This is a genomic window from Moraxella sp. 179-F 1C4 NHS, from assembly GCF_045370505.1.
GTDB classification, from domain to species: domain Bacteria; phylum Pseudomonadota; class Gammaproteobacteria; order Pseudomonadales; family Moraxellaceae; genus Faucicola; species Faucicola tetraodonis.
Window position 1 is genome coordinate 116,257 of the sequence record NZ_JBIQEC010000005.1, and the last position, 14,232, is coordinate 130,488.

Below are 14,232 nucleotides of genomic sequence, written 5' to 3' on the forward strand. Positions count from 1 at the left end.
CCCTAATTATAAAATAACTCACAGGAAATCTGCGATGAATAATAACTACACATTCTATTTGCCTAAGGTGACGCCTGTTGCTACGTTACTAATTGTACATGGCATGGCAGAACACCAAAGGCGGTACCAACCCTTTGCGCAATTCTTAGCAAATCATGATATTGCGGTGTTGACGTTTGACCATTTAGGTCATGGACAGCAAGCTTATGACAAGGGTTGCTTAGGCTATATGGGTAACCCCAATCCTGCTGAGTTGATGATTGACAATGTGATGGACCATGCGCAGCTAATCGCTGAAAAATACCCTAATATCCCCCATTTTATCTTGGGTCATAGTATGGGGTCATTTATCGTTCGCTGTATTTTGCAGCGCTATGGTGAGCGATTTGCGGGCGCAGTGATTATGGGTACCTCAGATTTTAATCCATTGGCAAACTTGTTTGTGCCTGTAACCAAAAACCTTAATCACTTTACCACGCGCCGCACCAATCCGGTATTGGATAAGATTTTAAACCAATTTAATAACCTACCCTTTAGAAAAGAACCCGATTTACAAGGGTTTAATTGGCTCAATTCAGATCCCAAGCAAGTAAAAGCCTATATTGATGACAAGCTTTGCGGCTTTCAGTTTACCAACAATGGCTATTTTGCCCTCATGTCGTTGATGCAAGCAGGCACCAATAAGCATTGGTATCAACAAGTACCCCGGCAGTTACCGCTGCTATTTGTCAGCGGAAAAGATGACCCCGTTGGGCAGATGGGAAAAGGCATTCCGCGTATTGTCAAACGTTTGCAAAAAAATAAGTTTGCCTCGGTTAGCATGCAGCAATATGAAGCGATGCGCCATGAAATTTTGCTAGAGCCTAATCACCAACAAGTTTATGACGATATTTTGGCTTGGCTCACTCACCATATCAATTAGCTTAAAACCCCTGAGCCTTATTAATGAGTCTGACTGTTCAGTGTTTAAGCAGCGTTTTATATCTGTCATGATGAATAGACTATTAGCCTTGCTTTGACACGCCAGTTGCTTGTTAGAAATATCGATGTGATGTATTGAAAGATTCGAAAAAACAACCATTTAATCTAAAGTTATTCATGAAGTTAAGTTATAGGAAATGTCATTGAGTACAACTGATAAAATTAAAGTACGTTTAGATAAATGGCTATGGGCAGCAAGGTTTTATAAAACTCGCACCCTAGCCAAGGAAGCGATTGAATCGGGACGTGTACACCATTTTGGCAATCGCGTCAAAGTCAGTAAAGAAATAGCGGTGGGTGATGAATTGACGATTCGTCAAGGGTCAGCCAATCATTACACCCAAAAGACGGTCAAGGTGCTAGCGCTGTCTGAAGTGCGCGGTAATGCCACTGCCGCCAGTGTGCTTTATCAAGAGACCGATGCCAGTATCAGTCAACGAGAATTTTTCACCGAACAAAAAAAACTTGCCAATCTTGCCCGCCCCGATCATCGCCCAAATAAAAAACAGCGTCGTCAGCTAAGCCGTTTTAGGGATATTAACCATTTTGGCAGTGATGAAGAAGGTTTTTAATTGGCTGTCATGGGGTCATAAAAATCCCGATTTTCCCTGTCATATTTCGTTATAATAAGCACTTTATCATTGCACTAGTCATTGCACTGGCGATGAGCAACTCTGCCAATTATTAACGATATTTTATGACCAATTTTTTTGAACCTAACCCTGTGCAGGCTAATGCTAGCTATGTGGATATTAGCGCATACAATACCATGGCATTAGCCTGTCAAGCCAAACAATTCATTCGCCTAACTGACCTGTCTGATATTGAGCCCACTTTTAAACAACTGGCAGCCCATCAACAAGCGTTTGTTGTGCTATCTAATGGCAGTAATATCATTTTGCCCGAAGTGTTGGACGCGGTTGTCGTGTCACCTAGTCTTAAAGGTAAAACCATCCTGTCTGAAGATAGCCAAACAATAACACTTGAGGTGATGGCTGGCGAGGATTGGCATACGCTCGTGGTAGACACGGTCAATCAAGGTTGGTATGGACTGGAAAATTTGGCGTTAATCCCAAGCTGGGTCGGTGGTAGTCCCGTACAAAACATCGGTGCGTATGGGGTACAAGCTGAAGATGTGATAGACAGCGTGAAAGCGTTTCACATACCGAGTTTAACGTGGCATCATTTAAGCAAAGCTGATTGCGAGTTTAGCTACCGTGACAGCCTGTTTAAACAGCAAGCAGGACAGTGGCTCATTACCAGCGTGATTTTTACCCTCAGTAAAATCGCCAAACCCAATACCCAGTATGGGGATGTGGCAAAAGTTGCACAGCACTATGCTAGCCTGGCGGGTCGTGATGAAGTCACACCCGTGGATACCATGAATGCCATCATCGACATTCGTCAAAGTAAACTGCCCGATACCAACGACTTGCCCAATTGTGGCAGCTTTTTTAAAAACCCAATCGTCGCCAAATCTCAAGTTGACCAGTTACTACAGAGCCATCCCAATCTGGTGCATTATCCTGTCAAAGATGCCCAAGGCAATTTGACCGATTACTGTAAAGTTGCAGCGGGCTGGCTTATTGACCAATCAGGGCTTAAAGGCAAAGGCATTGCCCCAATTTTAACGCATGTAAAACAAGCCCTAGTATTGACTAACCATGCGCCAAAAGTTGCAACGCAACGTGATGTTGCCAAAACTATGCAATTTATACAGAATACAGTGCTTGAGAAATTTGGGATAAAATTGGAAGCTGAACCGGTTTGGATTGAATCTGATGGTAGCATTCGCCAAACTCATTAACTACCTTGAGCGATTTTTTTCAATCATCAAACGGATTTTGACTGTTGTTGTATTGGTGGGGTGTTTGGTCACGCTCAGTTTTTTCACACCCCTTTTTTCTACCATTGTATTGTTTATCTTAGATTGCTATCGCCTGCCAGAATCGGCGGTAAGCGTCAATCCTGCAACGGCGATTGTGGTGTTAGGTGGCGGATTAACCAATAACCAGCAAAATGAGATTGTGATTAATCAATTTACCGAAAGTCGATTAATTAAAGCCAGTCAAGTTTATCAGCAGACTGACTTACCCATCATCGTCAGTGGTAAGGAGGCGCCATGGATGGCAAAGTGGCTGCAAAAAAAAGGTATTATGTGGGTCGTGGCAGAAAAAAATAGCTTTAATACCTGTCAAAATGCAAAATATACCGCAGAAATGGTCAATGTCAAACAGGTAATTTTGGTAACCGATGCGTATCACATGAACCGCTCACGCAGGCAGTTTGCCCTCAATGGTGTGGCTACCATTGCAAGTGTCGCGCCATTACCAAAGGCAAATGATTGGCAGCATTTTGATCAGAATCTGCAGCATTCAAGACGTGCCTTGTATGAATTGTTGGCATTCGCTCGCGATCTTGTTAAACCCCAATACGACTGCCAACCCACCAATAAATGAGTTATTTTTGAATTTCCACATTGGTATAGCCAGCTGATTGTAAGGCAGACTTGGCTTGTTCGGCACGACCGCCTCCACGACTATACACTTTAATAGTATCTGATTTTGCAATGCCTTGCGCCGTTATTTTGGCAAGTAATTCATTGTGTGGAATATTAATCGCACCCGTTGGATGATTCACAGAATACTCTTCTGGGGTACGTACATCAATGACCACTGTCGCAGCGTTTGCTGTTGGCATCAATAATGCGCCCACCATGACAGCCGCGCCTAAGGCAAGCAACTGTTTTTTTGAAAGCTTCAGGTTCTTTGAAAGCTTAAAGATTTTAGGCATCAACATCATAATTTCCTTGTAGAATTTTGAGTTTTAAAACCAAGTTAAACCTCAATGTTTAACCCACTATGATTATAGCATTCATTGTTCGCACTCAAATCACTGAGTTGCTTTGATTTGCAACCCATGTGTTTATTTTGTAAGCATACATTCGGCTATTGGATGACTCTTTGATTACTCATGAATTACTCAGGCCACGCTGCGACATTTTGCCGCATTTATTTATATCAAAATAAGCGTATAATAGTTTTTTTAACTTAATTCGTTTGTTTACGCCAAGTAATGGGGATGCACGATGCAAAGCATGTATTTTTTGATTCCTATTAGTCTAGTGCTATTTGTATTGGGTATTTTTGCGATTTATTACGCCATCAAATCACGCCAATTTGACGATTTGGACAATGAATCTCAGCGGGTCATTTTGGATGACAGACAATTTCGCCGCGAACAATTGGGGCAACATCCCGCTAAGCATTCATCTTCTCACCCCCCAAAAATACAAGACCCTACTGACGAGCAAAAATAACGCGTTGGTGTTATCTTTCTTCCTGCTGATTTCTTTCTATTGATTTATTTACTTTTTTTGAAAAATTTTTAGACTTTTTTGGAGCATTTTATGACCTGGGCATTATTTTTGGCAGCCTTTAGCATGGGATTGTTTGGCTCACCGCACTGTCTGGGGATGTGCGGTGGCATTGTGACGGCTTTTGGGCTGTCTATGCAGCATGTATCGGACAGCAAAAAAAATGGCTTGATTTTGACTTATCATTTGGGACGCCTCATCAGTTATGCCTTGCTTGGATTGATTGCCAGTCTTGTTGGTGTGGCAATCTTTCAGTCCATTATGAGTAACAGTGCGCCAAGAATTGTACTGGGTGCGGTCTTGGTGTTGATTGGGCTTGCGATGCTTGGGTTACCGCTTTTTAATCAGTTAGAAAAAGTAGGGATGCGCTTTTGGCAATCGCTCGCCCCGATACGCAAAAAAGTTTTTCCGATTGATAGCTTTGGTAAAGCCTTGGTTGCTGGCTTGCTTTGGGGATTTTTGCCGTGTGGATTGGTGTATGGTGCGCTCATGATGGCGATAGCTGGCAATAACATCGCTACAGGAGCGGCTCTGATGTTTGTATTTGGACTGGGTACGATGCCGATGTTGATTGCCACGCAAAAAACTGTGGGAATGCTACAGTCGAGTATTAAAAATTTTCGCCTTCGCCAAATTAATGGGGTGATTATGATGTTGTCTGGGCTTGCGGTGATTTTTATTCCGATGATGATGCACCATAATCATAATCATGGTTCACACAGTCATGCCAGTCATAGCATGAATGAGATGAGTATGAACCACGATATGTCGACAATGAATCATTCGGCGTCTAATCCTGCTTCTATGACAGCTTCGACTACCATGCCGACTAGTATGCCTATGAACCATAGTATGAGCCATAACATGAATCACGACATGCATAATATGGAGGATATGAACGATAAGCACCATGAGGTGGCGATGCCTGCCAGTACCAGTCATAATCACTAGTCACTAATCATTCATTTCTATTGCCCAAAAAAAACAAACCTCTTAATCGGTATATTAAGAGGTTATCGGTTGCGAATTTTTACGTTTTACGCTTAACTTATAATTTACATTTCTACCGCATCATCGCCTTCGTCAAGATAGATGATATCGGTTTCATATTCAAACGCTTCATTTAACATATCTAACATTTTTTACTCCTATCTTTCTTTATCCAATATCCCATAGTGGTGGATTTTTTATTCATTTTAAGGCTTTTGCCATTTTTTAGTTGTTTACTTACTATTTTACGTTATCAATGCAACTTCATAACGTTATGATATTTAACGTGAGTTTGATGACATTAGCATGAAATTCCTGTGACAGGAATATGAATTTACAAAAAATTACTTTTATTGAGGAATCCTCCCGTTACTGTGAAGGTTTGTCGGTGTCGCAAGTAGTTTTAGGCATGTTTTTGAGTCGCTGTTGCTGTTCTTCATAGGCTTGTTTTTGAACGCGGTAAATTTCATACACGCATAGTTCTTCGCAGCCGTTGTTGCAACATTCCCAATCTTCAGGATAAGTAGGTTCTTCAATCAGGCGCTCGCCATTAGGTAATTGATTTTCCATCATTTTATAAATCTTCTTTTTCGCTATAACACGCTTATGATGAGTCAATAATTATTTATTATCAGGTCATTATCACGCTTTTAAAGATAATTTCTCTATGAGATTTTTCACCGCGTCAATCCGTCCTTCTGCTGTAGCAAGGGCTTTGTCATCCATCATTTTTAGCCCTGTCGCGCCATTCATTTTAAATTTTTTCGGATTCGACTGAATAAGCCCAATAATGGTAATGGCTTCTACAGGGGTGCTGGGTGAAAACTCAAAGGTGACTTGCCGCTCATTGCCATCAATTTTGCTAATCTCCAGCGCTTCAGCCATTAAGCGGATTTGGTGAATGGCAAATAGATTTTTGGTCGGCTCGGGCAAACTGCCAAAACGGTCTAGCATTTCGCTGCGGATACTAATTAGGCTGTCATAGTCTTCAGCATTGGCGATTTTTTTATAAAACAATAGCCGCTGATGGACATCACCCAGATAATCTTCAGGGATGAGTGCCGACAAATGCAGATTAATGTCACTGGTTAGTGATAATGGGGTGTTCAAATCAGGTTGTTTACCTGCTTTGATGGCTTTGGTGGCACGGTTTAACATATCCATATACAGGTTAAAACCAACCGCTTGCATATTGCCGCTTTGGTTTTTGCCCAGCAGCTCGCCCGCCCCACGAATCTCAAGGTCTTCACTGGCAAGCATAAAGCCTGCCCCCAATGTATTGGCACGGCTAATGGCATCTAGGCGCTTTTGGGCGTCGCTGGTCAAGCCTTTAATAGACGGTACAAGCAGATAACAGTAAGCTTGGTGGTGACTACGCCCGACTCGACCCCGCAGTTGGTGAAGCTGGGCTAGCCCAAATTTATCGGCACGGTTGATGATAATGGTGTTGGCATTGGGGATATCAATGCCTGTTTCGATAATGGTGGTACACACCAGCACATTGTGTTTTTTGTGGTAAAACGATTGCATGATTTGCTCAAGCTCACGTTCTTTCATCTGACCGTGAGCCACTGCCACCCGAGATTCGGGCACAAGCTCTCGCACGGTTTCTGCCATGCGCTCAATGCTTGCCACATCGTTATGCAGTAAAAACACCTGTCCGCCACGCAATAATTCACGCAAAATCGCTTCTTTGAGTAAGTTATCAGACTTTTGCATGACAAAGGTTTTAATTGCCAACCGCCTTGCCGGGGGCGTGGCGATAATCGACATATTTCTCATACCCGATAACGCCATGTTCAGCGTGCGCGGTATGGGTGTTGCGGTCATCGATAGTACATCCACATCCGATTGCATGGCTTTGATACGCTCTTTATCTCGCACGCCAAAACGGTGTTCTTCATCGACAATCATCAGACCTAAGTTGGCAAACTTGACATCTTCTTGCAAAATACGGTGCGTACCGATGACGATATCAATTTTACCTTCGGCTAAGCCTTTGAGAATCGCATCGTGTTGTTTTTTGGTGCCAAACCGAGAAAGCGACTCAATACGAATCGGCCAATCGGCAAATCGATCCAAAAAGTTGTCTTCGTGTTGCCCAGCAAGCAGCGTCGTCGGTACTAGCACTGCCACTTGATACCCTGCTTGCACTGCAATAAAAGCGGCACGCATTGCCACTTCGGTTTTACCAAAACCGACATCACCGCACACCAGCCTGTCCATGGGTTTATTTTGCTTCATATCAAACTTAACCGCCTCAATAGCATTGGCTTGATCAGGCGTTTCTTCAAACGCAAATTGACTGGCAAATAAGTCATATTGGATTTGGTCAATTGGGAAGTTAATGCCCACTTTGGCATCACGGCGGGCTTGCACGTTGAGCAGTTCCGCCGCCACATCATGAATTTGGCTGAGTGCTTTGGCTTTGGCTTTATCCCATTTACCGCTACCTATGGTATGAAGCGGTGCGGTTGACGAGTCGCCACCCGCATAACGGCTGATAAGCTGCAGATTTGCCACAGGCACATACACACTGGCATCATCTGCATAGGTAAGATGGATGAATTCTTGCAGTTGTCTATCAATCTCAAGCGTAATCAAGCCTTGATAACGCCCAACACCAAAATCAATATGCACCACAGGGTCGCCGATGTTAAGCTCACTGACTGATTTAACCAAAAACTCATCAGATACATCGCTTTGGCGACGGCGGCGAGTCTGTAACACCTGCCGTCCAAACAACTGGGTTTCTGAGAGAATCGCAAACTTATCGGGAAGTAACGCGCCTCGTTCAATCGGTGCAATGGTCAAGGCAATCGCAGTACTATGTGCCTCATCCATGTTTGCAAGAAAATCGGTCAATCCTGAAACACTTTGTAAATTAAAGCGTTTTTGCAACAGCTCCGATAAAATCTCCCGGCGACCCGCAGTTTCGGCAACCAATAATATCGGTTTAGCAAACTGATCGCGAAATGCCATTAGTCTTTGCAGTGGCTCAGCAAGTTTATGGTCAACGGTTAAATCAGGGGGTGTGTCAACCAATGCATTGATTGCCCCAGCTTTGGTGTCATCAATTGGCTGTTCGCTGGTGATAATGCGAGGATATTGGGCAATTTTTTCGTTAAAGATATGTTCTGCTAGATACAAATCTTGCGGTGCCACAATCGGTTTTTCGATATCGTGCCTGCGGTCATTGTAGCGAGTTTGGATTTGTTGCCAAAAATTTTGGTAAGCCGTCTCTATTTGGTTATCGACGATAAACAAGCTATCTTTGGGCAAATAACTAAAAAAATCCGAGCCATTTTGCCAAGTATCCGTTTCAAAAAATAACGGCTGATAATACTCCACTCCCGCTGGTGCAATGCCGTTCATCACATCGTTAAACAGCTCAAAACGGCGGGCGGATGTGTTGGCAAAGGTGCTGGCAAAATTGGCGCGAAACGTTTCTTTACCCTCATCCAGGGGAAATTCTCGCGCCGGTAAAATTTGAAAACTGGTGATTTTACCGATAGTTTCACCCGATTTTTTTTGACTATTGATAAACTTGATATATTGATGAGGGTCACTGTCTTTTAATTCGTCCAAATCCGCTTGGGTCAAGCTACGCTGGGTTTGCGGGTTAAAAAAACGGATACTCTCAATCTCATCATCAAATAAATCAATGCGCACTGGAAACGGCTGACCAATGGCAAACAAGTCAATCACGCTGCCACGCACCGCAAATTCCCCGGGCTCAAAGACATTATCTACCGCATGATAGCCCGCGGTTGCCAGTTTTCGACGTTCGGTTGCCACATCAAAGGTGTCACCCACTGACAAATCAAAGTGTTGACCCAATAGCCATGATGCAGGGGCAACGCGGTGCATTAAGGTCTGCACCGAAATCAGTAAAATACCATCAGTTGGCATATGGGTAAGCAAATGAATCCGCTCAGAGACAATGTCATGGTGCGGTGACAACTCGTCATAGGTAAGCGTTTCCCAATCAGGAAACACATGGGCATCGACCCCACTAAATGCCAACTCTGTTTCAAGCTGATTGAGCTGATTTTGGTCACGGGTGACGACGACTTTAAGTCGGTTTTGCTGACCGCTATCGCTGCTAGTAAGGCTGGCAAGCCATAAGGCTTGCGTCATGCCTTGAAGGTTGCCCAGCCATTTTTTATCATGTTTAGCATTGTCAAACAAAGATTGGTTAAGGCGAAAGGAAAGATGAGACAGTGGGTGCGTAGCATTCGTCATTGTTATCGGTCTTTTGGTTATAAGTCTTTTGATTAAAAAAGGCAAAAAAGAATGACGTTATTGTGGGGGTTTTTGCCGAAAAATTAAAGCTAAAATAGCAGTGTTTTAGCAGACTTTTTGGCAATAACACTTTAACACTTTATCCCTGTAATGCAGCAATCTAGCTTCTTTTACCAAAGTGATATGCAAAAAAACACCGCCAATTTGACGGTGCTTTTTTGTCAAGTTGACGTTATTTTTTGAGCCATTTGGTGATTTGGGCTTTAACAAATTTGGGATTTGAGTTACCCCAGTTGGCGTAGATTTCGGTAAAGAGTGTACCTGTAATATCTTCGATTTCCGACTGGGTGATTTCGACATTGCCTTGTTTACCAAAGATAACCACCTCATCCCCTGCCTTGACATCGGGGTAATCGGTGACATCGACCATAGTGGTATTCATCGAGATTTTGCCCAATGCAGGGACTTTATGACCATTAATTAAGACATGACCTTTGTTGGTAAAGGCGCGACGGTAGCCGTCTGAATAACCGAATGGTAAGTTTGCCAAATAGCTATCTCGTGTCAAGGTATAAGTACGGTCATAGCCAACAGTTGAGCCTTTAGGATAGAAATTGACGCTAGCCACACGGCTTTTGAACGACATAATGTAGTTGAAATCTGGACGTTCATAGTAAGGCTCGCCAAACAAAATCCCTCCTGGACGCACCATATCAAACCAACCTTCTGGCACGTTCAGTGACACAAATGAGTTCGCCGCATGGATGGTGAGTTTTTTACGGTCGAGTTTGGCGGTTTTAATCAGCCAATCGGTGTTTTGTTTAAAACTAGCCAACCCTTTTTGTACATCGGCTTTATCTTCAACAGGAAAATGGGTCATGATACCGACGATGTGGAGATTTTTAAGCTTGGTAATTGCCAAAGCGTCTTGTCTAGATTTCTCAATGCTCAAATCTAAGCCGTTACGGTCCATGCCACCGTCGTTGAGTGCCATATGAAAATTAATGACCACGCCCGCTGCTCGTGCGATATCACTGGCAGTTTGGGCTTGTTTAAGGGTACCAAATAACTCTTCGACATTGTATTTTAAGCCGTCTTCAATTTCTTGGTTGGTCGCCGTACGCACCCGCATCACTCGTCCTTTGTAGCCGTGTTTGCGGGCGATACGGGCTTCCTCGTTACTGGCAATGCCGATACAAGGCACTTGATGTGCAATCACGGTAGGCATCAAATTATCAATGCCAAAGCCATAAGCATCGGCTTTTAAAATCGCACAGATTTGGGATTTACCGCCTAAATGCGCGCGCATCGCTTCAATATTATGCCCGTACGCCTCAGTATCTATTTCAAGCCAAGCATTGGTATTGGCAAGATTAACGATATGAGGATTATCTCCAGCATACGTTAGCGCGGGCGCGGCTTGCGCGGGCGCAGCGTGATACATAACGGTGGCGATGGCAAGCGATAGCAGAGTTTGATGTAGTTTCATAATAATTCCCAAAATGATATGACAATAAAAAATCAGAAAAAGTACGCGCTTTCATGCGCTGATGTTACCGCAGTCAAGCTATATAATCAGTTAATATATCAACAATTGATACGGTTTTTTAACCAACCTAGGTTGCTTTTTAGTTTAGTAGCTTAACTTAGCTCATTAAAGCAACGATGTCGTACTCACAATCATGCCATTATTATCCGCATACACATACATGCCAGAGTTGATAGTTAGACCGCCAAAGCTGATTTCGATATCCGTCTCGCCCACACCCTTGCGATTAGATTTGCGGGGAATGGCGCCGAGCGCTTGTACGCCAATTGGCATTTTGCCCATATCATCTACATCTCGCACACAGCCATAAACAATCACGCCAGCCCAGCCATTATCAACCGCACTTTGTGCAATCATATCACCCAGCAAGGCACAGCGCATTGATGCTCCACCGTCTACCACCAAAACTTTGCCATTGCCTTTCTCATCTTTGCCATACGTGGCTAACAGCTCTTTAACACGGCTATTGTCTTCAAAGCATTTGACGGTTACCACTTCACCGCCAAATTTTGTGTTACCGCCATAGCTAAAAAAGCGTTTGCCTTCCATGTTGGGTGCACAAACCTGACATTCTGGATTATCATCTAATAAATCGCAGGTAATAAAATTTTGTAACGTCATGTCGCTCATCATGGCTCCTTAAGTCAATCGTTTTTTGGGAAGGTTAGTTTCTAAACCGCGTCATCGCTAGCATTTCGCCATTGCTAATGATTTGGGTTTTCTTGGCGGTATCGACGCTATTAGCACATTTTTCATAGGTATGTTTGATGTGCCAATTGTTGCTCACCAGCGCCATTGCCATCGCTACCCTATCGGCTTCTATGGGACGGACAGGCAGTTTTTTAGGCACAATAGGTTTGATGAGTTTATACGCCGTCTGCGCGATGGTTTCAAGTTTACGGTCATCGTGTTTGCCAAGCAGCAAAGAGGGACGAAAAATTGCCAATTCTTGAAAGCCTAAATTACCAATCGCCGTCTCAAGCTCACCTTTGACACGGTTATAAAAAAAGCGACTGTCGGCATTGGCGCCCATTGCCGATAACAAAAAAAACCGCTCTACGCCTTTTTGTTTGCAAGCTTTTGCAAATTCGACATTATAGGTAAAGTCGATTTGTCGAAAAGCCGCTTCACTACCCGCTTCCTTAATGGTGGTACCCAGACAGCTAAAAGCATCGGTGTCTTTACCAATCGACAGCGCAGACACAAATTCATGCATTTGATTAAAATCTTTAAGCTGGTAAAAATGCATCGAATCACTCAACCCTTTTGGCTGAGAGCGCGCAATGATAATGACTTTTTGATAGAGACTGCCAAGCTGAGTGAGTAATGAATTGCCTACCAACCCGGTTGCACCGATAATTAATGCTGTGCGCTGCATAAAACAATGACCTCAGTATGAATATTTTATGAGTTTTTAATGTCATTTTATTTAATCACAGATAATCAAAACTTTCACCTACAAATACGTTTTTTTCAGCGTTGGTGGGCATTGCGCGATGGTTTTTTGGTCAACAGACGAAATACGCTGAATAATCTGCCGAATAAGTTGTCATTGTAGCGTGAGTTTGCTAAAATAGCGGGCTTTAAATCCGCTTGATATCGTTAATTGTGTTTCCGTGTCTAGTGATTCAAGGATTCAAGCAACCCTAACTACCCGTGTCTGTAATAAGCGAATGGCTGCTCACTTACTAACAGATCGATTTATATTGCAAATCCAAGGAGATTTACGTGGCAAATTCTGCACAAGCTCGCAAACGCGCTCGTCAAAACGTTAAACGTCGTCAATTAAAAGCATCACAACGTTCTATGGTTCGTACTTTCATCAAACATGTGGTAAAAGCCGTTGAAGATAAAAACTACGAAGCAGCGACTGAAGCTTACAAAAAAGCAGTTCCAGTGATTGACCGTATTGCTGACAAAGGCGTGATTCACAAAAACAAAGCAGCACGTCATAAAAGCCGCTTAAACAAAGCAATTAAAGCCCTTAAAACTGCTTAATTGTTTGTTTAAAACTTAAAAAGCCAATTCATATTGAATTGGCTTTTTTATTGAGACTGATTTAGCTATAAAATTGATTTAGTTATAAAAAAAAGCTGAAATCAAAATTTCAGCTTTTTATTTAGCTTACCTAATATTAATTTTCTTAAAAACCCATTGACGCTTTTAATCATGGTTTTAATTATGCTTTTAACTCGGCAAGGACTTGTTCACTGACTTTATCAATCGCTTGTGTACCATCAAATTTAGCATAGCGCGGCGCATTTTGACCTGATTTTGCCAAGTCTTGATAAAAACCAACCAAAGCTTCTGTTTGGTTATGATAAGTCGCTAAACGATCGCGGATGGTATCTTCTTTATCGTCATCACGCTGAACCAAGTCTTCACCGGTTTCGTCATCTTTACCTTCCACTTTGGGTGGATTATAGACCACATGGTACACGCGACCTGAAGCAGGATGAGAGCGACGACCTGACAAACGAGACACGATGTCTTCATCAGGTACGGCAATTTCTACCACGTTATCGATGTGTACGCCTGCATCCGCTAACGCTTGCGCTTGTGGAATGGTACGCGGAAAGCCATCAAAAATACAGCCGTTGGCACAATCTGGCTGCGCAATACGGGCTTTAACTAGGTTGATAATTAAATCATCTGAGACAAGTCCGCCGGCATCCATGATACTTTTGGCTTGTTTGCCAAGCTCAGTACCTTCTTTGATAGCGGCACGTAGCATATCACCTGTTGAGATTTGTGGAATATTAAATTCCTTGGTGATGATTTGTGCTTGGGTACCCTTACCAGCGCCAGGTGGCCCTAAAAGAATAATACGCTTCATAAACCTATTCCTTAAGTCGAAATTATTAAAATCGCCCTATCTCATTACTGCAATAGCAAAAAAGACCCACAAATGGTGTGTTCGAATAACTAACAGTTTTGAAATACTGGGTTAACAATACTCGTTAACCGCTAAAATCTCAAGCAATTTTTGCAAAATAATTTAAATTGATAGGGGTATTAAAAATAAAAATGTGGCAAGATTTAATTCACTTCCTAATCAATTAAGCCCCTATTCAATCGAGAGATTTTTCAT

14 protein-coding genes are annotated in these 14,232 nt (G+C 42.8%); 7 read left to right on the forward strand and 7 right to left on the reverse strand.

Annotated features, from left to right (window positions below; translation table 11 throughout):
• The first annotated feature begins 34 nt into the window (after positions 1–34).
• The 4 genes from ACH0AB_RS03985 to ACH0AB_RS04000 all read left to right on the forward strand — a co-directional run bounded on the left by ACH0AB_RS03985 (position 35) and on the right by ACH0AB_RS04000 (position 3,440).
• The gene (locus ACH0AB_RS03985) at positions 35–922 is read left to right on the forward strand and encodes an alpha/beta fold hydrolase (protein WP_406877275.1); all 888 of its coding nucleotides are present in this window, start codon (positions 35–37) and stop codon (positions 920–922) included.
• 196 nt (positions 923–1,118) lie between these two features.
• Positions 1,119–1,553, forward strand: a complete 435-nt coding sequence (locus ACH0AB_RS03990) for an RNA-binding S4 domain-containing protein (RefSeq protein WP_036598052.1) — start codon at positions 1,119–1,121, stop codon at positions 1,551–1,553.
• Positions 1,554–1,678: 125 nt separating this feature from the next.
• The gene (murB, locus tag ACH0AB_RS03995) at positions 1,679–2,788 is read left to right on the forward strand and encodes a UDP-N-acetylmuramate dehydrogenase (RefSeq protein WP_406877276.1); all 1,110 of its coding nucleotides are present in this window, start codon (positions 1,679–1,681) and stop codon (positions 2,786–2,788) included.
• Positions 2,763–3,440, forward strand: coding sequence for a YdcF family protein (locus ACH0AB_RS04000; RefSeq protein ID WP_406877277.1), 678 nt, complete (start codon positions 2,763–2,765; stop codon positions 3,438–3,440). The genes murB and ACH0AB_RS04000 overlap by 26 nt, the downstream gene beginning before the upstream one ends.
• A 1-nt stretch (position 3,441) precedes the next feature.
• Here the strand turns inward: ACH0AB_RS04000 and ACH0AB_RS04005 are convergent, their stop codons facing one another.
• Positions 3,442–3,780: a rhodanese-like domain-containing protein gene (locus ACH0AB_RS04005; RefSeq protein ID WP_406877278.1), complete on the reverse strand. Its 339-nt coding sequence runs from the start codon at positions 3,778–3,780 to the stop codon at positions 3,442–3,444.
• Between the two features lie 289 nt (positions 3,781–4,069).
• Between ACH0AB_RS04005 and ccoS the strand changes: the two genes are divergently transcribed.
• Together ccoS and ACH0AB_RS04015 are read left to right on the forward strand one after the other, a co-directional pair.
• Positions 4,070–4,300 (forward strand): cbb3-type cytochrome oxidase assembly protein CcoS, encoded by a 231-nt coding sequence (gene ccoS, locus ACH0AB_RS04010; protein ID WP_406877279.1) that lies wholly within the window; start codon positions 4,070–4,072, stop codon positions 4,298–4,300.
• 90 nt (positions 4,301–4,390) lie between these two features.
• Entirely contained in the window at positions 4,391–5,308 is a 918-nt protein-coding gene (locus ACH0AB_RS04015; protein ID WP_406877280.1) for a sulfite exporter TauE/SafE family protein, read from the forward strand.
• Between the two features lie 408 nt (positions 5,309–5,716).
• On the opposite strand, the gene ACH0AB_RS04020 is transcribed toward ACH0AB_RS04015, so the two are convergent.
• The 5 genes from ACH0AB_RS04020 to ACH0AB_RS04040 all read right to left on the reverse strand — a co-directional run bounded on the left by ACH0AB_RS04020 (position 5,717) and on the right by ACH0AB_RS04040 (position 12,519).
• Positions 5,717–5,920 carry an oxidoreductase-like domain-containing protein gene (locus ACH0AB_RS04020; RefSeq protein WP_406877281.1) on the reverse strand — a complete coding sequence of 68 codons (204 nt, stop codon included), beginning with the start codon at positions 5,918–5,920 and terminating at the stop codon, positions 5,717–5,719.
• 69 nt (positions 5,921–5,989) lie between these two features.
• Positions 5,990–9,592, reverse strand: a complete 3,603-nt coding sequence (gene mfd, locus ACH0AB_RS04025; protein ID WP_406877282.1) for a transcription-repair coupling factor — start codon at positions 9,590–9,592, stop codon at positions 5,990–5,992.
• Between the two features lie 232 nt (positions 9,593–9,824).
• Entirely contained in the window at positions 9,825–11,081 is a 1,257-nt protein-coding gene (gene alr / locus ACH0AB_RS04030) for an alanine racemase (RefSeq protein ID WP_314027694.1), read from the reverse strand.
• 165 nt (positions 11,082–11,246) lie between these two features.
• Positions 11,247–11,762 (reverse strand): ribonuclease E activity regulator RraA, encoded by a 516-nt coding sequence (gene rraA, locus ACH0AB_RS04035; protein WP_201666241.1) that lies wholly within the window; start codon positions 11,760–11,762, stop codon positions 11,247–11,249.
• Between the two features lie 43 nt (positions 11,763–11,805).
• The gene (locus ACH0AB_RS04040) at positions 11,806–12,519 is read right to left on the reverse strand and encodes an NAD-dependent epimerase/dehydratase family protein (protein ID WP_406877283.1); all 714 of its coding nucleotides are present in this window, start codon (positions 12,517–12,519) and stop codon (positions 11,806–11,808) included.
• A 350-nt stretch (positions 12,520–12,869) separates the two neighbouring features.
• Here ACH0AB_RS04040 and rpsT point away from each other — a divergent pair, with 350 nt between their 5' ends.
• Entirely contained in the window at positions 12,870–13,139 is a 270-nt protein-coding gene (rpsT, locus tag ACH0AB_RS04045) for a 30S ribosomal protein S20 (RefSeq protein ID WP_007117302.1), read from the forward strand.
• A gap of 181 nt (positions 13,140–13,320) precedes the next feature.
• Here rpsT and adk read toward each other — a convergent pair whose 3' ends face one another.
• The gene (gene adk, locus ACH0AB_RS04050) at positions 13,321–13,977 is read right to left on the reverse strand and encodes an adenylate kinase (protein WP_096489041.1); all 657 of its coding nucleotides are present in this window, start codon (positions 13,975–13,977) and stop codon (positions 13,321–13,323) included.
• Between the last annotated feature and the right edge of the window lie 255 nt (positions 13,978–14,232).

Bases quoted from the DNA above. Each gene is read 5' to 3' on its own strand.
- ACH0AB_RS03985 (WP_406877275.1), top strand. From the start codon at position 35: ATGAATAATAACTACACATTCTATTTGCCTAAGGTGACGCCTGTTGCT.
- ACH0AB_RS03990 (WP_036598052.1), top strand. From the start codon at position 1,119: ATGTCATTGAGTACAACTGATAAAATTAAAGTACGTTTAGATAAATGG.
- murB (WP_406877276.1), top strand. From the start codon at position 1,679: ATGACCAATTTTTTTGAACCTAACCCTGTGCAGGCTAATGCTAGCTAT.
- ACH0AB_RS04000 (WP_406877277.1), top strand. From the start codon at position 2,763: ATGGTAGCATTCGCCAAACTCATTAACTACCTTGAGCGATTTTTTTCA.
- ACH0AB_RS04005 (WP_406877278.1), bottom strand. From the start codon at position 3,780: ATGTTGATGCCTAAAATCTTTAAGCTTTCAAAGAACCTGAAGCTTTCA.
- ccoS (WP_406877279.1), top strand. From the start codon at position 4,070: ATGCAAAGCATGTATTTTTTGATTCCTATTAGTCTAGTGCTATTTGTA.
- ACH0AB_RS04015 (WP_406877280.1), top strand. From the start codon at position 4,391: ATGACCTGGGCATTATTTTTGGCAGCCTTTAGCATGGGATTGTTTGGC.
- ACH0AB_RS04020 (WP_406877281.1), bottom strand. From the start codon at position 5,920: ATGATGGAAAATCAATTACCTAATGGCGAGCGCCTGATTGAAGAACCT.
- mfd (WP_406877282.1), bottom strand. From the start codon at position 9,592: ATGACGAATGCTACGCACCCACTGTCTCATCTTTCCTTTCGCCTTAAC.
- alr (WP_314027694.1), bottom strand. From the start codon at position 11,081: ATGAAACTACATCAAACTCTGCTATCGCTTGCCATCGCCACCGTTATG.
- rraA (WP_201666241.1), bottom strand. From the start codon at position 11,762: ATGACGTTACAAAATTTTATTACCTGCGATTTATTAGATGATAATCCA.
- ACH0AB_RS04040 (WP_406877283.1), bottom strand. From the start codon at position 12,519: ATGCAGCGCACAGCATTAATTATCGGTGCAACCGGGTTGGTAGGCAAT.
- adk (WP_096489041.1), bottom strand. From the start codon at position 13,977: ATGAAGCGTATTATTCTTTTAGGGCCACCTGGCGCTGGTAAGGGTACC.